The sequence below is a fragment of the Terriglobus sp. RCC_193 genome (genome assembly GCF_041355105.1).
Classification (GTDB): Bacteria; Acidobacteriota; Terriglobia; order Terriglobales; family Acidobacteriaceae; genus Terriglobus.
In genome coordinates this window covers 989,220-1,007,509 of sequence record NZ_JBFUPK010000001.1, presented here as the reverse complement: position 1 = coordinate 1,007,509, position 18,290 = coordinate 989,220, and the positions used below count along the sequence as shown (strand labels likewise).

The following is an 18,290-nucleotide window of genomic DNA, read 5'->3' as shown; positions in this document are numbered from 1 at the left end:
CCTGGAAGAAAGGCAATTTGTACCCGAATCACGCCATCGCAAAGTCTGTCCAAAACGATTCATCTGCAACAAATACAAATACTTAAATGTTTGGCATAGAGCGTGCATTCAGTCACGGCGTACAGGCGCTTTCTTGAACAGCGCCGATGAAAGAACCGGAGGATGCTGGAATGACTATGAAAACAGGCACAATGACTCGCGCAGGTGTGGCGGCTGGATCGGCTGCCCTGATTCTGTTTCTGACTACAGGTTGCAGCTCTAAGAATTATGTGCGGTCACAGGCTGCGCCCATCATTCAGCAGACGAACGAGCTGGATGCCCGCACTGCCACCGACCATCGCAACATCGTGGATACGGATCAGCGCGCACAGGCTGGCATTGCCAAGGCTCAGGGCGCTGCTGACGCGGCAGACCAGCACGCAACGGTAGCTGGCCAGACCGCAGACAAGGCACAGGCAAGTGCGAAGGACGCCTATAACCGTGTGGATTCGCTTACGGGAGTCGTCGCAAACCTCGACAACTACAAGTCCATGCAGGATGTCAGCGTGACCTTTGCGTTCGACAAGTCCGTGCTGACCGCCTCGGACAAAAAGCAGCTCGATGATTTGGCAACGAACCTGCAATCCAGCAAGCACTACATCCTGGAATTGACCGGCGGCACTGACTCCACGGGCGACGCGAATTACAACTACACCCTGAGCCAGAAGCGTGCCGACGCCGTAGCCTACTACCTGCAGAGCAAGTACGACATCGCTCCGCACAAGTTTTACCTGGTGGGCATCGGCAAGGATCAGGCTGTCGCTTCGAACCGTACCGCAGATGGTCGCAAGCAGAACCGTCGCGTACAGGTTCGCGTGCTCTCCAACATGCAGGACGAGAACAGCATGACCGCAAAAACCGGCCAGTAAATTCTGGTTCTGCAATGCAAATGAAAAGGCGGCCTTCGGGCCGCCTCTCTTTTTCCTGTGACTGGGATTACAGCAGAGAGCCGATCAGGTGACCCATCTTGTCCCGCTTCACTTCCAGGTATTTCTGGCTGGTAAGCTCTGCGGCAACTTCAGCGCTGATGCGCTCGGCCACGTGGATGCCGTGGCTTTCCATCGCCTGTACCTTCTCGGGATTATTCGTAATCAACCGAATGGAACGGATGCCAAGCTGATTCAGAATCTCGGCGGGCAACGTGAAGTCGCGATGATCGGCGCGGTACCCCAGTTCCACGTTTGCCTGAATCGTATCGCGCCCGGCGTCCTGCAGTTCGTACGCGCGCAGCTTCGCCATCAGGCCAATGCCGCGGCCTTCCTGCGCCTCATACAGCAGGATGCCCGAACCATGCGCCGTAATGGTATCCAGCGCCAGTTCCAACTGCTGGCGGCAATCGCAGCGCAGCGAATGGAAGACATCGCCTGTCAGGCATTGCGAATGCACCCGCACAATCGGCGATCCCGTACTCACATCCCCATAGATCAGCACCACGGCTTCATCCACGGTTTTGCCCATGGGCCCCGGCGTTGCATCGGGAGCAAGATGCCCCTCAAAGCCAAGGATGCGAAAGCTTCCCCAGCGTGTGGGAAGTTCGGCTTCTGCGACTTTTTCAACCCGGCTGTACTGCATAGTGTCGATTCTATAGATGCCGAAGCCCGCATGTGGATGCAGGGCATTCCCGATTGTCGGGGTAAGCTGAAGACGTGAATCCACTGGAACCCAAGCTCGTCCTGATCTCGCTGCTCATCCAGCTTGGTGTGGCTGCTGCTGTTTCCAGTTCGCTGGCGCGGTCCACGGTCTTTCGCAGACTTCTGCTTGAAACAGACCGCACCTCCATTGACCGGATGCAATTAATGTTGCTGGTCGTCACGCCACTCACGCTCGGCGTGTGGATTCGGACCGTGGTGCCGAACTTTCTCGCGGCAGACATCTCATTTGCCACCACGATCCTGCTTGGGGCCATCCTCGGCCCTTCCACTGCGGCGCTCGGCGCGGTCATCCTGTCATTTCCAGCGGTGCTGCATCACGAATTTCTCGCACTCCCGGTGAACCTGGTTGCCGCACTGGTGGCAGGCAGCTTCTATCGCTTCGCCGATGTAGAAGCCATCTGGACGTTTTCCCCGATGATCGATCTCAGCCTGTACCAGTGGGTGCGCCGCAACCTCCGCCGCCCCCACCTGGACAGGCAGGTGCTGTTGCTGCTCATTATCATGCTGCTGCAACTGGGCGCCAGCGAAGTGGCCATGTACCGTCCTCGCCGCTTCTTCGCGTTGCGATCCAACCTGTGGCTTCTGCAACTAGCCATCGCCGCCGCCGCTCCTGTCATCGTCGGCATCCCATTAAAAATCTGGAACGCTATCCGTATTGAAGACAAGCTGGAGCAGCAGGCGCGTCTTCTCCTGGAAGCGCGCCTCGACGCACTCCAGCGCCAGATCAACCCGCACTTCCTGTTCAACACGCTGAACTCCATCGGCTCACTCATCCGTCTCGAACCGGAGCTCGCACGCGAGATGATCGTCCGCCTCGCCAACATCCTGCGCATCCTGCTGAAGAAGCGAGAGGCCTTCGTCCCGTTCCGCGACGAACTCGCGTTCACTGACGATTACCTCGCCATTGAAGTGGTGCGTTTCGGCGAAAAGCTGCGGGTCGTCAAAGAGATCGCACCCGACACCCTCGACCTCGTCGTCCCCAGCATGTTGTTGCAGCCGCTGATTGAAAACAGCATCAAGCACGGACTGGAACCGCGCATCAGCGGTGGCACGGTCACACTGCGCAGCCGGATTCGCGGCGAACGCCTATTGCTTGAGGTGGAAGACGACGGCGTAGGCATCGCCCCCGAACGTGACGTCGCCATGCCCGTCAGCGGCCTCCGTCGTCCCGGCAACGGTATCGGCATGAAGAACGTCCGCGAGCGCATGGAAGTGCTCTACGGCAGCGACGCCGTCATCGAGATGGAAAGTCGTCCCGGTCGCGGCACACGCATCACCCTGGAAATGCCCGTAGTCGCCACCTCTGAATTGCAGGAAAACGCACCGGGCGTCCGAGGCAGTTAAAGCTCGTCGAATCCAATCAGCTCAAACCTGCCCTCGCGTACAGCGGCAGGGATCTGTGCCAGCAGGGCATTCCGTTCCACGTCGCGTTCCTCACGCAGCCGCGTACGAACAGCGCCCAGCGCGGCGTCGTTGTAGCCGGGATGACACACCAGCTCCCAGGTGCCCTCTGGCATTCCATTCAGGAGCCGTTCCAGGTTCGCGCCATCAAGAGTCCCCGTAGCCGAAACGCCAATCGAACCCGCCGTCGTCTTCAACCCCGAAGCCCGCAACAACTTCTGAAACATACTGCTGAAGTTACGCAGAGCCGCAACCTCCAGCTTGCGCAGCAGCGGCCCACGCGTCAGCCCGGCAGACCACGCCTGCTCAAACGGGTTCCGAATCGCCGGAACCCCGCACTGCATGGCGGCCCGCATCAACGGACGTGCCACGCGGGGAAACAGATGCGTATGTTTATGGCTGTCCACATGGGTAACGGTCACTCCCGCGTCCTGCAACCGCCGAATCTGGGCGACAGCCTCGGCTTCAATCTGTGCCTCCGGGATCTTCCCGCGCTGCAGATCGGCAATAAAGGCGGGCAGAGAGCTTCGCAGTTGCCCTTCATTTCCGTCCTGGAGAGCCCGTACTGTCTCCGCCGGCGCCACGCAGGAGCCATCAACCAATACGACGTGGCAACCCACACGCAGGTTTTTGTAATCCTTAGTAGTACGAACAGCGTGTTTAAAGGCGTCCCCGGCAGCCATCAGGGTGCAGGAGCGCAGTGCGCCAGCTTCAGAAAGCTCTCCAATGGCACGATTGACCCCTTCGGTAAGGGCAAAATCGTCTGCATTTACGATCAGACGCCGTTCGGAGTTTCTTATGGAGGACATCACGGGGCAGTGTAACGGCTGCATCTGGATTTCCCAAACAATGACGGCCAGATATCCGTCGGGAACAATAAACCTGTAATAACAAACCTGTCACGATGTGACACATATGGTGCGACTTGGCTGAAATATCAGGATGGTATGCGGTATTCTCGTTAAGAAGCAGCCAGGCGGTGAACGTGTCCGCCAGCCGACCTCCCCGCAGCTCAGGTAGACACACATCGGCCCACAAGATGCCACGAAAGCATCCAGGGCATAAAGGTATGTAATGCCAGTAGAAGAGTACGCGCAGGGAAATGGCATCACCGCCGGAGCATCGTCCTTCCGAGGTCGAGGCATCTCCGTTGCGGCCGGAGTGCTGGAGCGGCCATCCGTCACCGGCGCAGCATGGGCTGCACTCGACATCCTCACGGCACTGGTCGGCTGTCTCATCGCCATGCACTTCCGCCTGGACGTCGCGCATGTGGACGGTGCGCTCACACAGGGTGGCATATTCCGACTCATGTGGAGCCAGTACGGCGCGTACATGATATGGTTTGCGCTTTGCCTCGCATTTTTCTCGCGGTCCTATGGCCTGTACGGCCCCATCCAGAATCGCAGCGGCCTCAATGAGCAGCGGCTTACCATTCAGGCCACTCTGGTCGCCGGCCTCCTGCTTTGCGGCAGCATCTATCTTCTTCGCGGCGAAACCGTTTCCCGTATCGTTGTCCTGCTCTCCGTCGTCCTGACAGGAACCATGCTGTGCGCGCGCCGTGCCCTGTGGCGCTCCATGGTGTACACGCGTTATCGCGACGGTGTGGATACGCGAAACGTTCTCATCATCGGTTCCGGCCGTGTCGGCCACGCGCTTCGGAATCACCTCGAATCATTGCGGCATCTCGGATTCCGGTTCCGCGGCTTCATCGCCCTCAACGAACAGGAAACAGAGTCGGGCGATGCGGACATCGTGGGTGATGTGACGAGCTGCCTCTCCATCGCGCGGGCACTGTTCGTGGATGAAATCTTCTTCTCCGTACCCGCAGACAAGAAAATCGTCATCGGCCTTGTTCAGGAAGCACGCGAGCTTGGCATCGACGTGCGTGTCGTCCCCGATCTTTACGATGGACTGGCATGGAACGCGCCAATCGAATACGTGGGCCAGTTTCCGACCATCCCGCTGCATCGCCGCGATTTTCCCATTGGCTCGTTCATGATTAAACGGGCTCTCGATCTCGCGGTGTCATTCGGCGCTCTGGTGGCTCTCAGCCCCCTTCTCCTGATGATTGCCATCGCGGTTCGGCTGGATTCTCCGGGCCCCATCTTCTATCGCGCCCGCCGTATCGGACGCAAGGGCCGCACCTTCAACTGCTACAAGTTCCGCACCATGGTGCAGGATGCGGACCACCTGAAGGCGCAGCTGGAACACATGAACGAGCGCGACGGCATCCTCTTCAAGATGACCAACGACCCACGCATTACCCGTGTGGGCCGCATCCTTCGCAAGTATTCGCTGGATGAGATTCCGCAGTTCTTCAATGTGCTCAAGGGCGACATGAGCCTGGTGGGGCCGCGCCCGCCCATCGCATCCGAAGTCGAGCGTTACGACCTCTCCCACCTCCGCCGCCTCGACGTTCTTCCAGGCATCACCGGCCTCTGGCAGGTGGAAGCTCGTCAGGACCCATCGTTCGACAGCTATATCTCGCTCGATACGGCCTACGTTGAGAACTGGAACCTCTGGCTCGATCTGAAAATTCTGATTCGAACCATCAGCGTCGTCATCAGCGGCACCGGCAGCTAGGGCTTGTTATGGCTTTAGGGCCATTCGCAGTAACGGCGCTCACCGTTCCATAATGGTGTTGTGAAGATTGCACTGGCGCAGTTGAACCCCACCGTAGGCGATTTCAAAGGCAACACCGCACGCATTCTGGACCATGCGAAACGTGCCGGAGAGATGGGCGCGGATCTGGTTGTGTTTCCAGAGCTTGCCATTCCCGGCTATCCGCCGCAGGATCTGCTGGAAGACGATAACTTCCTCGCCCACTGCCAGCGTTCACTGGACACGATTGCGCAATCCACGGCTCAGCCCGGCATGCCCGCCATTCTCTGCGGAACAGCATTAGCATCGGCAATTCGCCCCGGTAAGCGCGCCTGCAACATCGCCGCCCTCTGCCATGGCGGCAAAGTGCAGTTTGTGCAGCAGAAGATGTTGCTGCCGTTCTACGACGTCTTCGACGAACAGCGCTACTTCCAGCCTGCGGAATCGCAATCCCTGGTGGAGTTTCGTGGTGAGATACTCGCCATCACCATCTGCGAGGACGCGTGGAACGACAAGGATTTCTGGTCGGAACGACTCTACGCCAATGATCCCGTGGAGCGTCTGCTCACCTGCACGCTCGATGGCCGCAAACCCACGCTGCTGCTGAACATCTCTGCTTCGCCCTATTGGGAAGGGAAGCAGCAGGTGCGCCGCAGCATGATCGGCGCCATTGCAAAGCGTCACGGCGTCCCGGCAGCCATGTCCGCGCAGGTGGGCGGCAATGACAGTCTTCTCTTCGACGGCGCCTCCTTCGTCGTCAATCGCGAAGGAGAAACCGTCGCTGTGGCCAAGAGTTTTGAAGAAGACCTGCTGCTCGTTGACACTGCGCTCACGCATGCGCAATCCATAGCGCCTGTTGTCGATGACATCGTGGCCACGTGGCAAGGCCTCGCAATGGGTATCCGGGATTACGTGCGCAAGTGCGGCTTCTCAAAGGTTCTGATTGCTCTCAGCGGCGGCATCGACTCTGCAGTTGTCGCTGCGCTGGCTGTGGACGCTGTCGGTAAAGAGAACGTGATGGGCATCGGTATGCCCAGTGAATACTCCTCCAGCGGCTCGGTCGAGGACGCACTCGCCCTGGCAAAGAATCTTGGTATTCACTGTGAAATCATTGCGATTCGCGACATATTTCATGCGATGGATAAAGGCTTGAAGCCGCTCTTTGCCGGGACCCCGTTTGGTCTTGCGGAAGAGAACATGCAGGCGCGCATTCGCGGCACGTTACTCATGAGCGTCTCCAACAAGTTCGGCCATCTGGTGCTGACCACCGGCAACAAAAGCGAAATGTCCGTGGGCTATTGCACGCTTTACGGCGACATGGTCGGTGCGCTGGCTGTCATTGGTGATGTCTGGAAGACCAGGGTCTACCAGCTTGCCCGTTATGCCAACCGCGAGCGCGAGGTCATCCCGGAAAACACCATCCTCAAACCACCCAGCGCGGAGCTTCGCCCGGACCAGAAGGACACAGACTCGCTACCACCCTACGAGGTGCTCGATCCCATCCTTCAGGCATACGTGGAGCGCTACGAATCGGCGGAAGAGATTATGACTTCGCAGGGAATGGATCGCGACCGCGTGGAACAGGTGCTGCGGCTGGTAGAGCGCAGTGAATACAAGCGCCAGCAGGCCGCCCCTGTGCTAAAGGTCACAGCCAAGAGCTTTGGCACAGGCCGCCGGTTCCCATTGGCAGCACGCACCCGTCAGCCATAACCAAATCTTCAACGCCCCAAAAAAAGTCATCCTGAACGCAGCGAAGCTCCCACAGTAAAACCATCACCCAGCGAAGCTCCAACGGTCAAAGACCGTCATCCTGAACGAAGCGAAGCGTAGCTGAAGGACCTGCATTCCTCCACACCCTCTACAACGCACCAGGAAGAACGCACCAGGAAACCCAAAACAAACCAGGAGCCCACAAAACGGGTGCCCCAGGTTCGCGAAGCTAACCTGGGTATCGCTCCAAAGGAGCGATCCAACGCGCAAAGCGCGTCTTCTTTGAAGGGGCACGGCTTCAGCCGTGCCATAAGAAACCCAAACCAAGAAAACCGCGCGGCCAAAAAACAAACAGGAGTATGAAGCAAACCCCGCGCCCTCAGAAGATCATGGCTGGCACCAAGCCAAAGGCATCAAGAATACTGTCAAGCCCCACAACCACCCAACTCCAACAAACCAAAGAAAATAGAGTTGGCAGGTTATTTCCACCAAACCACTAAAATAGAAATAATGGAAAGCTAAAAGCCAAGAGCTAACAGCTAAAGGCTTTAGAAAGACGATTTTGCCCCTAACCCCAACAGGCAGACGATTTTAGCGCCACTAAAACCGTAACCCCAATCAAAAAACGATTTTAGAAAAACAGGGGGGAGGAGGGGTAGCGCATCCCGGCGCAGTAAAAGAAGATTGCGGATCGCTCTTGAGTGAGAAGATAAACGTGATCATGCGAACCCAGTCCTTGCTCTCCCTTGCTGCTGCCGTGGCTATTGCGGTTGGCTCTGCCGCTATTGCTCAGGCACCCGCCGCTGACCCGTTTCCGGCTGTCAACCAGAAGTACTTCGATGCCGCTTCGCCTACCGCGGCGGACGTGAACGCCTTCCTCAAGGCCATCTGGGGCTACGACACCAACCGTTCGTGGAAAGTAATGGCCATCCAGAAGACACAGGCTCCGGGCGTGAGTAAGGTGACCATCTTCGTGGCGGACAAGAGCCAGGGCAACAAGGTCGACAGCGTACGCTTCTTCGTTACACCAGACGCCAAGTACGCCATCGCCGATACCGTCTTCCGCTTCGGTGCGCACCCCTTCGAGGACAACGCCAAAGTGCTCGCCGCCGAAGCCAACGGCCCCGCCACCGGCGCCGCCGACAAGAAGATCCTCTTCGTAGAATTCGCGGATCTCCAATGCCCGCACTGCAAGGAAGCCGAGCCGGTTCTGGAGCAGTTGCAGAAGGACTTTCCGCAGGCGCGTTTCGTCTACCAGAACTACCCGCTGGTGGAGATTCACCCCTTCGCCTACAAGTCCGCTGCAACTGGCAACTGCGTAGCGCAGGCCAGGGGCGATGCCGCCTTCTTCACCTACATCAAGGACGTCTTCGCCCACCAGGAAGGTCTGACGGACGCGATGGCAGATACCACCATTGCCAACGCCGTAAAGGCCGCCGGCGCTGACCCCGCTGCGATGGCCACCTGTGCCGCCTCACCCGCCGCCAAAACCAGGCTGGACGGGCAGATGGCGCTGGCAGAGAAGCTGGGCGTAGACCAAACCCCCATGCTCGCGGTCAACGGCCACCTGATGCCCCTGGGTGGCGTACCCTACGAGACACTCAAGCAAGTCATCGACTGGGACCTGAAGCAGGAAGGTTTGAAGTAAATCGTCACATTGACTCAATAGAAATGGCCGCAACGAGAGTCGTTGCGGCCATTCTTCATGCGGATGCGTTTAGTGATGTGACAGGAAGAGAAAGCGTGCGACAAACAGCGCGGCCAGCACAAACAGCAACCAGTCGCGTCGTGATGCATTGCCGCTGAACAGCCGCAACAGCGCGAAGCTGGTAATGCCGATGCCAAGCCCATTGGCAATGGAATACGTTAGCGGAATCATCACCAGCGTCAGGAATGCTGGAATGGCGACGGTCGGTTCGCTCCAGTTCACCTCGGCAATGGAACCCAGCATTAACGCTCCCACAATGATGAGCGCTGGTGCGGTAGCCGAACTCGGGATCGCTCCCACAAGAGGTGCCACGAACATCGACACCAGGAAGCACAATCCCGTCACAATGGCCGGAATGCCTGTCCTTCCGCCTGCAGCAACACCAGCCGACGATTCGATGTAGGAACAAACGGTGCTGGTTCCTGCCAGCGATCCTGCAATCGTCGCGGTTGCATCAGCGAAGAAGATACGAGACAACCGTGGAATCTTCGCATCGTCCGTAATGAGTCCGGCTTTCTTGGTTACGGCAACGAGTGTTCCCACGTTGTCGAACAGATCCACGAAGAGGAAGACGAAGATGATCTCCAGCGCGCCGGTATGCAATGCACCGCGGATGTCCAGATGAAACGCCGTGGCAGTGATCGCTCGGAACGAGAACGGCTGCGACGCCAGATGCACCTGTCCGAAGACATATCCGGTGAGTAATGTTCCGGCAATGCCGATCAGGATGGATGCGCGGACACGCAGGATCTGCAGCACACCAATCAGCAGCAGTCCGAACAACGCCAACGCTGTTCCCGGAGCACGCAGATTGCCCAGCGCGACAGTCGTATCCGGATCGCGCACGATGATGCCCGATTCCATCAGGCCGATGAAGGCGATGAACAACCCGACACCGCCCGCGACGGAGGCATGCAGTTCGCGCGGGATAGCTTCCACCAGCAACTGTCGGATACCACCAACAGTGAGCAGCAGGAAAACAATACCGGAGAGGAACACCGCGCCCAGCGCCGTCTGCCAGGGAATGTGCATCTTCAGGCAGACCGTGTAGGTAAAGTACGCATTCAACCCCATGCCCGGCGCCAGGGCCAGCGGATAACGCGCCAGAAAGCCCATCAGGATGGAGCCGAACGCGGCGCAGAGGCATGTGGCCGCCGTTACGGCTGCAATGGGCATACCCGTCTTCGACAGGATCGCTGGATTGACGAAGATGATGTAAGCCATCGTCAGAAAGGTGGTAAGGCCCGCAAGTATCTCCGTGCGCCATGTGGCGTGAAGAGCAGCGAAGTCGAAGTAGCGCTCCAGTGTCTGGCGCAAAAGCATGTCCTTTCGGTGGATGGGATATGGCCACTATACGGGACGAGCACACGCGTTACGCTGCTCGCGGATTCTGCATCCCATTCGTTGCGATGAAGAAGGCAGTTGGAGTGAAAGCGCCGGAAATCATTCTTGATCCGGTTGAGGCAGCAAAGGCAGCCGGGCTTCGCTACACAACAGATCGTCAGCCCGGATATCGCCGCATACCGCATGGCAAGACGTTTCGCTACACCACACCCGATGGCAAGGTGTTGCGAGATAAGGACGCGCTCGCACGTATTCGATCGCTGGTGATCCCACCTGCATGGACCGATGTCTGGATCACCACCTATGATAATGGCCATCTGCAATGCACTGGCCGCGACGCTCGCGGACGCAAACAGAGTCGGTACCATCCACGCTGGCGTCAGGTCCGCGACGAAACGAAGTACGAACGGATGGTCCTCTTTGCAGAGGCACTTCCGGTCATTCGAGAACGAGTGGATCGCGATCTGGGGCAGGATGGTTTGCCGCGCGAAAAGGTGCTGGCTACCGTGATCCGCCTGATGGAGGAGACTCATATCCGCGTGGGTAACGAGGAATATGCCCGCACCAACAAAAGCTATGGCCTGACCACGATGCGTACGAAGCATGTGGAGGTTCGTGGTGCAAAGGTTACCTTTGACTTCCAGGGTAAGAGCCGCGTGCACCACACCATCAACCTGCAGGATCGGCGATTGGCGAAGATCATCCGTCAGATCAGCGACCTTCCGGGGTACGAGCTGTTTCAGTACGTGGACGAGGAAGGCAATCGCCACAGCATTGATTCTGCGGATGTAAACGAATATCTGCGCGAGATTACAGGCGAACATTTCACCGCGAAAGACTTCCGCACCTGGGCAGGCAGCGTCCTGTGCTGTTCTTTGCTCAGCGAGTTGGAGCCGGCAACATCCGTTACAGAGGCTAAGAAGAACGTGGTGCAGGCCATTGCGCAGGTGGCGTCCAAGCTTGGAAATACACCCAGCGTGTGCCGTAAATGCTATGTCCATCCAGCGGTTCTGGAACGTTATCTTGGGGCCATCAGCGCAGAAGAAGCGGAGAAAAAGATTGCCCAGGAGCGTAAAAGTATTGCGAAACACGCCGCGGCGTTACGCGCTGAGGAACGAGAACTGGTGAACCTTTTACTTCAGCAATCTCTTTTGAAACAGGCGGCCTGAACACGGATGTTGACGAAACGTTTATCCTTGGTAGAAGCGCGTACACGCGGTGCATCGGAACAGCGAGCGCCAGCGGAATCCCGGGACGCGTGGTTACGAGGATTGCGTTGGCTTCCGTAGACAGTACCCTCCGGCTGATTCGCATTGGTGAACAGCAAGGCTCCAGTTGCTCCTCCGCACTTGCAGATGATCCCTGGCAGTATGACGCCGTCACGGGCTATGGTCCCGGTGCGTCGCAGCGTGATGCACTACCGGAAGGCTCGCCCGCACAGGGCGTGATTCCGCGCGAGTATCGCAATGCGACGGCAGCAGAGCTTGATCTGCGTATCCGCGCTGCGAAACATGCATTGGGCGATCGATTGGTGATCCTTGGCCACTTCTACCAGCGCGATGAAGTGGTGAAGTACGCGGACTTTGTGGGCGATAGTTTTCAGCTTGCGCAAGCGGCAAAGACTCGGCCGAATGCGGAATACATCGTCTTCTGCGGTGTTCACTTTATGGCAGAGACGGCAGATATGTTGTCGCGGCCGGAGCAATCAGTGGTGCTGCCGAACCTTGCAGCCGGATGCTCCATGGCCGACATGGCCGACCTGGACACCGTGCAGGATTGCTGGGAAGAATTGATGGAGCTGTACGGGAGCGAGCCGGACGCCGATGGTCGCGCACCCGTTATCCCCGTCACGTATATGAACTCGTCGGCGGCGTTGAAGGCATTCTGCGGACGCAACGGCGGCATTGTCTGCACGTCCTCCAATGCAGCGAAGGTGCTGGAATGGGCTTTCGAGCGAGGACAACGGGTACTGTTCTTTCCGGATCAGCACCTGGGCCGCAATACGGCGAAAGCCATGGGCATCCCGCTGGAACAGATGCCGGTATGGCAGCCAGAGCAGGCGCTTGGTGGCAATACGGAAGAAGCGATGCGTGATGCGAAGGTGATTCTCTGGCATGGCTACTGCTCTGTACATAAGCGCTTCACGGTAGAGCAGATTCGTCATGCACGGCATCGGCACCCAGGTGTGCGCGTGCTCGTTCATCCCGAATGCACCATGGAAGTGGTCGATGCGGCGGATGAGTACGGTTCGACGGACTACATTAAGAGGCGCATTGAGGCAGCCGAACCCGGCGGTGTGTTTGCCGTTGGCACGGAGATCAACCTGGTGCAGCGGCTTGCGGATCAGCATCCGGAACACACCATTGTCTGCCTGGATTCCATCATCTGCCCATGTTCCACGATGTATCGCATTCATCCGAGCTATCTGGCGTGGGTGCTGGAGTCGATGGATCGCGGCGAGATCGTGAATCAGATTAAGGTTCCAGAAGATGTGGCAGAGCCTGCGCGCATTGCACTGGAACGTATGCTGTCTGTGAAGCCCAGGGGGGCATGAATGACACTGGCTGCTGACGCTGTCGACCGCATTGTGCGGATTGCGCTGGACGAGGATGCGCCGTGGGGTGACATCACTTCCGAGCTGCTCATTTCCGAAGATGTACAGGTGACAGCGGTGCTGGCGGCAAGGGAAGACGGCGTTCTTGCCGGTGAGCAGGTTTTCGCTGCGGCGATGCGTCTGGTAGATGCCGCAACGCTCGTCACATTCTCTGTGCGCGATGCGGAATTGTTTACTGCGGGACAGATACTGGCGACGGTGAGTGGCTCTGCACGCAGCGTGCTTCGCGGAGAACGCGTTGCTCTGAACTTCATTCAGCGCATGAGCGGTGTCGCTACTCTGACTGCCAAGTATGTCGCGGAAACCGCAGGAACCAAGGCGCGCATCGTAGACACGCGCAAGACTACACCCGGACTGCGACTACTGGAGCGTTACGCTGTTCGCTGCGGCGGCGGTTTCAATCATCGTTATTCGCTTTCAGATGCAGTGTTGGCGAAGGACAATCATCTTGCCATCGTCACCGATGGCGGGAAGAAAGATCTGACTGCGGCTCTGCGTGAAGCACGCAGGCGTCTTCCGCACACCACGCATTTTGAGGTGGAAGTGGATCGCCCGGATCAGATTGAACCTGTTCTTGCCGCAGGCGTGAATACGATCATGCTGGACAACTTCACCACGGACCAGATGCGCGATGCGGTGAAACAGATCAATGGGCGCGCACTGGTGGAAGCGAGTGGCGGTGTTCAGTTGCCACGCATTCGTGAGATTGCGGAGACGGGTGTCGATATCATTTCTGTGGGCGCACTGACGCATAGCGTCCGCGCGCTGGATCTTGGTCTGGATATCGAAGACAGCTAACTCCTACGAAGCAGCCTTTTCCGTAACTGCATTCTGGATCGCATAACGCTGGTCCGCGAGCATGATGCGTGTGACTTCTTCTACCGTGCCAATGCGGCCACGTGCGCCTGCGCGGGTGCAATTCAGTGCGGCTGCAGCACAGGCGTAGTCAAGCTGGCGTTCCAGTGGCCAGCCCTGTAGTAAGCCATAGATAAAGCCCGCATGGAAGAGATCACCGGCTCCTGTCGTGTCGACTGTTGAGACGCGGTAGGCTGGCCGCTGCAGGATCTGCTTGCCGTTGAAGGTGAGCACACCATCAAGCCCCAGGGTGATACCTGCAAGGTTGCAATCCGCACGTTCCTGCAAAAGTTTAAGAGCTTTCAATGGATCAGGTTCGCCGGTCAGTGCGGAAGGGAACTCGCGGCTGGCAAGAACGTAATCGACCAATGGCAGCAGGTCGTCCACTCCGGGTCGGATGACGTCCAGATCTGCGATGACGGGGATTCCGGCCTCACGCGCCCAGCCGGCGGCGGTGATCGCAGCAGTGGTGTGATAGCCATCCACGAGCAGCGCACGAGCAGAAGTGATCCATTCGCGGTGAAGGTCTTCCGGTTGCAACGTAAGCCGCGGGTCACGATGGCAAAGTACCGTGCGCTCACCGGAGCCGTCGACAAGGATCAGCGACTGCGGACTGGCAGAATCCTCAACGGTGGTGATGTGCGTTTCTACACCGACATCGTCAAAGGCGGCACGATGGAGGCGTGCGGCGTAATCGTCGCCAAGACGGCCGATGTAACGCGTCCGCAGGCCCCAGCGTCGGCAGGCAATGACAGCAGTGGAGACTTCGCCGCCAAGAAGGATACTGCGCTCTGAATATTCGGTCTTGGAACCGAGGGCGGGGAAGCTGGCAAGGGGAATGACAGTATCGGTGGCGTTCAGACCCACGCCCACCAGATCGACCTTTGTGCTCTTCGGTTTGTGCGACATCTCCTTCATCGTACTCCCCTGGAAAGCAAAAACAGAGCGCCATATTGTTGGGTCGTAGGAAACGAAAAGGCCCCCGGATAACCGGGGGCGCTGGAGAAAGATGCTGATTTACCAGTCGAGCTTTTCGGGAAAGAACTCAGCGAAAAGCTCGTCGTAGTAAGGCTTCAGTTCGGCCATATCCGGCTTAGTGTTGCCCTTCGAGTACAGGTCGTAGGGATTGAATCGAAGCACTGAAGGAAGCATGGCGCGATCCTGTTCATTGCACAGGTGGTCGTACGCTCCGTGACGGTGCCATGCGTAGAACGAGTGATAACGAAGCATGTAGAGCGCCTCCATGGGGAGGTAGTTCTTCATGACTTCGTAGATGTAGCCGTCGTGGCCGAAGCTCATTTTCACCTTGTCCAGTCCGCAGTTTGGCTCGTAGATGCCGTACTTGGTCTGGTACAGGGGATTGTTGTAATCCGGGTTCGCTTTGAAGTATTCGGGGAAGACCACCTGGTCGGAGTATGCGCAGCCGGTGGGGAAGGTGTCGCCCACGACGCTCCATTGGGGTTCGCCATACAGGCAGAGGCACTTGCCCAGATCATGGACGAAACCGGTGGCAACCATCCAGCGCGGCTCGTTGTTGGCGCGCATGGCTTCCGAGGTCTGCAGCAGGTGCTCGATCTGGGTCAGATCGGTGTCGGGGTCACTGTCGTCGACAAGGGTATTCAGGTACTCCGCAGCTTCCCAGATGCTCTTTTTGCCGCGCGTCAGGCCGAAGTATTCCTTCTCTTTGCCCAGGACATACTCGTGTGTCTGGAAGGTGTGGTTCAGGCGGTAAAACTCTGCAACGCCGGGGTTTGCCGCCGCGTCATAGACTCGAAATTCTTCCTGGGTCTTGCCTTCCTTGTAGCGGCCCTCAAGAAACTCGTCCCACTCATGCTCAATTGGCAAACCGTTCTCACCCACGACATCAACAATTGCAGTACCCATGACAACCCTCCCCGCCGCGCCTTTGCTTACGAGCGCTTAGTTAGCGGTAACTATACCCAGTCAATGAGACGGTGCGCAAGGAGAAAAGTTCTTATTTGGCGGAAGTTGTCAGAGAGGATTCGCGGATGACCAGCGAGGGTTCCAACAGAACGGAGCGAGGTTCAAGATTCGGCTGTTCTGCGAGTTGAATCGCCAGTCGTCCGGCCTGCTGGCCGAGGCGATCCGTGCCCTGGTCAATGGAAGTCAGCGGTGTTCGCAGGTAGCGGGCATAACGCATGTTGCCGCAGCCAACGAAAGCGATATCGCCGGGGATGGAGCGCCCAGCGTCACGCGCGGCTTCCATAGCGCCGATGGCGGCAAGGTCGTTGTAGCAGAAGACCGCGTCGACATCAGGATGCGTTTCCAGCAGGCGTTGCATGGCAGCATAGCCTTCGCGGTCACCCGCTTCGTCCATGTGGTCGAAGCGGACGACGAGTGATTCGTCCATCGAAAGCTGGTTTGCCGCAAGCGTTTCACGATAGCCACGGGCGCGCTCGAGCGATGGGCTGAGCGGACGCCCCGTGATGTGGGCGATGCGTTTTCTGCCGGTATCGATGAGGTGCTGCGTGGCCATGCAGCCTACAGCGAAATCATCACCACCCACGAAAGGAGCTTCCAGTTCCGGGTGGTTACGGTCAATCAGCAGGTACGGGGTACGTTCATCACCGGACTGGTAGATGCTGGTCAGGTTCTGCTGGCACGAGGCAATGAGCAGCACATCCACGCCACGGCTGAGTAGCGTGCGGATCTCCGATTGCTCAATTGCCGGGTTGTCTTCCGAAGACGCGATGATGAGGGCTCGACCCGTCTCACGCAGAACTTCAGAGAGTGACTTTGCGAACTCCGCGAAGAAGGTCTGCACCAGGTCGGGAACGACCAGGCCAACGGTGTACGTGCGCCCGCTGGCCAGCCCGCGTGCCAGCATGTTCGGCTGGTAGTTCAGTTCCTGCATGCGCTGCAGCACGCGCGCGCGCGTGGCCTCGCTGATGTCCGGGTTGCCGCGCAGCACTTTGGAAACGGTCACGGTGGACACGTTCAGGTCACGCGCAATGTCTTTCAGTCGTACGGCCACAGTGAATCCAGTTTATGGTGCAGCGGGTATCAGGAAAAGCGTGTTTCGCGACGGAGGCGCATCCCGGCGGCAATCAGACTTATCACCAGGACGACGCCAAGCAGGGCCATCCAGCGGAAATTCATCTCCAACGGCGGCACTACGGCACGTACTGCCAGGAAAATGAAGAATCCGGTAGCCAGGGCAACGATGAGGTAATCCCACCAGCGCCGCTTTTCTTCACGACCGGAGAACTCATCGCCCGCCTGTGCCAGCAGTGTTTCGCGGTAGTCCAGGCCATAGCGGTCGCACTCGCGTTCCAGTGCCTTATTGCGCGAGGTGTGCTCGCCAACGGAAGCCTTGGCCGTGCTGATGAACAGCGCCCCGAGGATCATGATGAGCGATCCTGCTATGACCAACGCCTTGTGTGAGCCGTCGGCGTTACGAAGTTCACCAAAGACCAGGGCGCCCCATGCCAGTCCCCAAAGCTGGTTCGTATTCGAGAGCGGAATACCGCGCCCGATGCCGAGATACTTCGTTGCGAACTGCTGAAAGAGGTCGCCAATGACCCAGACAAATCCGCCGAGGAAGAGCCAGAAGAGAAGTGGGCCGCTCTGTGCGAGGGTGAACGCGGAAGAGTTACGTCCGCCGTCCAGAGTCCAGGTGAGAGCGAACATCGTGAACAATTCGCCGACCGTAAAAGCGGTGACGAATGATAGCGGATTCATACCGCTCAGATACGCTTTGCGATAAGGCACATACATGGTGCCCCACATCAGGCTGGCTCCAATGGCAGCCAGTACGCCGCCGATGGCGTTGTGGCCGGTGGAGGTGGCGCCGTGAAGGGTGCTGAAGCCAAGCATGATGGCTGCAATGATGATGCAGGTGGTTCCCAAAACGACCTTGGTTGTGGTCTTGCCGTCCGCACCTTGCAGTTCGCGAAAGAGAACACGCCCCCAGAAGAGGCCCACCAGAGAGTTGGTGTTCCACATGGGGAAGGCGATGGCCAGGCCTACATCCCTAATGGCGAAGACGGTCAGCGTATTGGCAACAGCCCACAACGCACCTGCGAGAATTGCCCAGACGAGAAGGTGCTTGCGCGCCATCAGATCGCGGAAAACGTAACCTGTGCCCTTGAGTAGCGTCGGAAAAGTCCAGCGTGCGGTAAAGACGCCTGCCACCATGCAGAGTGAGATGGCAAAGGGTGAAAAGCCTGCGGTGACGAGTTTGGTGGGCGCTTCTGCGGCTCCCAGCCAGACGCCTGCGGTCAGACCGCAAAGAACGCCGAGCGAATGGAGCGATGAAACTTTGGATGAATGTTCTTGTGACAGGGCAGTAATCCTGAAGAAAAATTAACGCTTAATGAAGCGCGATAAGCAATGCGAGGCCGAA

Annotated in this window: 15 protein-coding genes; 8 read left to right on the top strand and 7 right to left on the bottom strand. The window is 58.1% G+C overall.

What is annotated here, in order from left to right:
- Positions 1-176: 176 nt before the first annotated feature.
- Positions 177-908, top strand: a complete 732-nt coding sequence (locus tag AB6729_RS04160; protein WP_371080298.1) for an OmpA family protein — start codon at positions 177-179, stop codon at positions 906-908.
- A gap of 67 nt (positions 909-975) precedes the next feature.
- On the opposite strand, the gene ribA is transcribed toward AB6729_RS04160, so the two are convergent.
- Positions 976-1,611, bottom strand: a complete 636-nt coding sequence (gene ribA / locus AB6729_RS04155; protein ID WP_371080297.1) for a GTP cyclohydrolase II — start codon at positions 1,609-1,611, stop codon at positions 976-978.
- Between the two features lie 74 nt (positions 1,612-1,685).
- Here ribA and AB6729_RS04150 point away from each other — a divergent pair, with 74 nt between their 5' ends.
- Entirely contained in the window at positions 1,686-3,035 is a 1,350-nt protein-coding gene (locus AB6729_RS04150) for a sensor histidine kinase (protein ID WP_371080296.1), read from the top strand.
- Here the strand turns inward: AB6729_RS04150 and AB6729_RS04145 are convergent.
- On the bottom strand, positions 3,032-3,925 hold the full coding sequence (locus AB6729_RS04145; RefSeq protein ID WP_371080295.1) for a ChbG/HpnK family deacetylase: 894 nt from the start codon (positions 3,923-3,925) through the stop codon (positions 3,032-3,034). The two genes, AB6729_RS04150 and AB6729_RS04145, sit on opposite strands and share 4 nt — an antisense overlap.
- Before the next feature lie 241 nt (positions 3,926-4,166).
- On the opposite strand from AB6729_RS04145, the gene AB6729_RS04140 reads away from it, so the two are divergent.
- The 3 genes from AB6729_RS04140 (at position 4,167) to AB6729_RS04130 (ending at position 9,051) form a co-directional block, all read left to right on the top strand.
- Positions 4,167-5,675: a sugar transferase gene (locus AB6729_RS04140; RefSeq protein WP_371080294.1), complete on the top strand. Its 1,509-nt coding sequence runs from the start codon at positions 4,167-4,169 to the stop codon at positions 5,673-5,675.
- A gap of 60 nt (positions 5,676-5,735) precedes the next feature.
- A complete protein-coding gene (locus AB6729_RS04135; protein ID WP_371080293.1) occupies positions 5,736-7,403 on the top strand; it encodes an NAD+ synthase in 1,668 nt (555 codons plus the stop codon).
- Positions 7,404-8,124: 721 nt separating this feature from the next.
- Complete coding sequence (locus AB6729_RS04130; RefSeq protein WP_371080292.1) at positions 8,125-9,051, top strand: DsbA family protein; 927 nt, start codon at positions 8,125-8,127, stop codon at positions 9,049-9,051.
- Between the two features lie 69 nt (positions 9,052-9,120).
- Here AB6729_RS04130 and AB6729_RS04125 read toward each other — a convergent pair whose 3' ends face one another.
- A complete protein-coding gene (locus AB6729_RS04125; RefSeq protein WP_371080291.1) occupies positions 9,121-10,434 on the bottom strand; it encodes an NCS2 family permease in 1,314 nt (437 codons plus the stop codon).
- A gap of 20 nt (positions 10,435-10,454) precedes the next feature.
- Here AB6729_RS04125 and AB6729_RS04120 point away from each other — a divergent pair, with 20 nt between their 5' ends.
- The 3 genes from AB6729_RS04120 (at position 10,455) to nadC (ending at position 13,867) form a co-directional block, all read left to right on the top strand.
- Positions 10,455-11,624: a DNA topoisomerase IB gene (locus AB6729_RS04120; protein WP_371080290.1), complete on the top strand. Its 1,170-nt coding sequence runs from the start codon at positions 10,455-10,457 to the stop codon at positions 11,622-11,624.
- Positions 11,625-11,713: 89 nt separating this feature from the next.
- Positions 11,714-13,009 carry a quinolinate synthase NadA gene (gene nadA / locus AB6729_RS04115; protein ID WP_371080289.1) on the top strand — a complete coding sequence of 432 codons (1,296 nt, stop codon included), beginning with the start codon at positions 11,714-11,716 and terminating at the stop codon, positions 13,007-13,009.
- Positions 13,010-13,867: a carboxylating nicotinate-nucleotide diphosphorylase gene (nadC, locus tag AB6729_RS04110; RefSeq protein ID WP_371080288.1), complete on the top strand. Its 858-nt coding sequence runs from the start codon at positions 13,010-13,012 to the stop codon at positions 13,865-13,867. It begins immediately after the preceding gene.
- Positions 13,868-13,870: 3 nt separating this feature from the next.
- Here the strand turns inward: nadC and AB6729_RS04105 are convergent, their stop codons facing one another.
- The 4 genes from AB6729_RS04105 to AB6729_RS04090 form a co-directional block, all read right to left on the bottom strand.
- Positions 13,871-14,842 carry a carbohydrate kinase family protein gene (locus tag AB6729_RS04105; protein WP_371080287.1) on the bottom strand — a complete coding sequence of 324 codons (972 nt, stop codon included), beginning with the start codon at positions 14,840-14,842 and terminating at the stop codon, positions 13,871-13,873.
- 99 nt (positions 14,843-14,941) lie between these two features.
- Positions 14,942-15,808 carry an inositol oxygenase family protein gene (locus tag AB6729_RS04100; RefSeq protein WP_371080286.1) on the bottom strand — a complete coding sequence of 289 codons (867 nt, stop codon included), beginning with the start codon at positions 15,806-15,808 and terminating at the stop codon, positions 14,942-14,944.
- Between the two features lie 91 nt (positions 15,809-15,899).
- Positions 15,900-16,919 (bottom strand): LacI family DNA-binding transcriptional regulator, encoded by a 1,020-nt coding sequence (locus AB6729_RS04095; RefSeq protein ID WP_371080285.1) that lies wholly within the window; start codon positions 16,917-16,919, stop codon positions 15,900-15,902.
- Between the two features lie 29 nt (positions 16,920-16,948).
- The gene (locus AB6729_RS04090; protein ID WP_371080284.1) at positions 16,949-18,082 is read right to left on the bottom strand and encodes a GRP family sugar transporter; all 1,134 of its coding nucleotides are present in this window, start codon (positions 18,080-18,082) and stop codon (positions 16,949-16,951) included.
- Between the last annotated feature and the right edge of the window lie 208 nt (positions 18,083-18,290).

What these genes read in the sequence shown, in the direction of transcription:
- AB6729_RS04130 (WP_371080292.1), top strand. Translation starts at nt 8,125, where the DNA reads ATGCGAACCCAGTCCTTGCTCTCCCTTGCTGCTGCCGTGGCTATTGCG.
- AB6729_RS04125 (WP_371080291.1), bottom strand. Translation starts at nt 10,434, where the DNA reads ATGCTTTTGCGCCAGACACTGGAGCGCTACTTCGACTTCGCTGCTCTT.
- AB6729_RS04160 (WP_371080298.1), top strand. Translation starts at nt 177, where the DNA reads ATGAAAACAGGCACAATGACTCGCGCAGGTGTGGCGGCTGGATCGGCT.
- AB6729_RS04105 (WP_371080287.1), bottom strand. Translation starts at nt 14,842, where the DNA reads ATGAAGGAGATGTCGCACAAACCGAAGAGCACAAAGGTCGATCTGGTG.
- AB6729_RS04090 (WP_371080284.1), bottom strand. Translation starts at nt 18,082, where the DNA reads ATGGTGGCAGGCGTCTTTACCGCACGCTGGACTTTTCCGACGCTACTC.
- AB6729_RS04100 (WP_371080286.1), bottom strand. Translation starts at nt 15,808, where the DNA reads ATGGGTACTGCAATTGTTGATGTCGTGGGTGAGAACGGTTTGCCAATT.
- AB6729_RS04145 (WP_371080295.1), bottom strand. Translation starts at nt 3,925, where the DNA reads ATGCAGCCGTTACACTGCCCCGTGATGTCCTCCATAAGAAACTCCGAA.
- ribA (WP_371080297.1), bottom strand. Translation starts at nt 1,611, where the DNA reads ATGCAGTACAGCCGGGTTGAAAAAGTCGCAGAAGCCGAACTTCCCACA.
- AB6729_RS04120 (WP_371080290.1), top strand. Translation starts at nt 10,455, where the DNA reads ATGGCCACTATACGGGACGAGCACACGCGTTACGCTGCTCGCGGATTC.
- nadC (WP_371080288.1), top strand. Translation starts at nt 13,010, where the DNA reads ATGACACTGGCTGCTGACGCTGTCGACCGCATTGTGCGGATTGCGCTG.
- AB6729_RS04140 (WP_371080294.1), top strand. Translation starts at nt 4,167, where the DNA reads ATGCCAGTAGAAGAGTACGCGCAGGGAAATGGCATCACCGCCGGAGCA.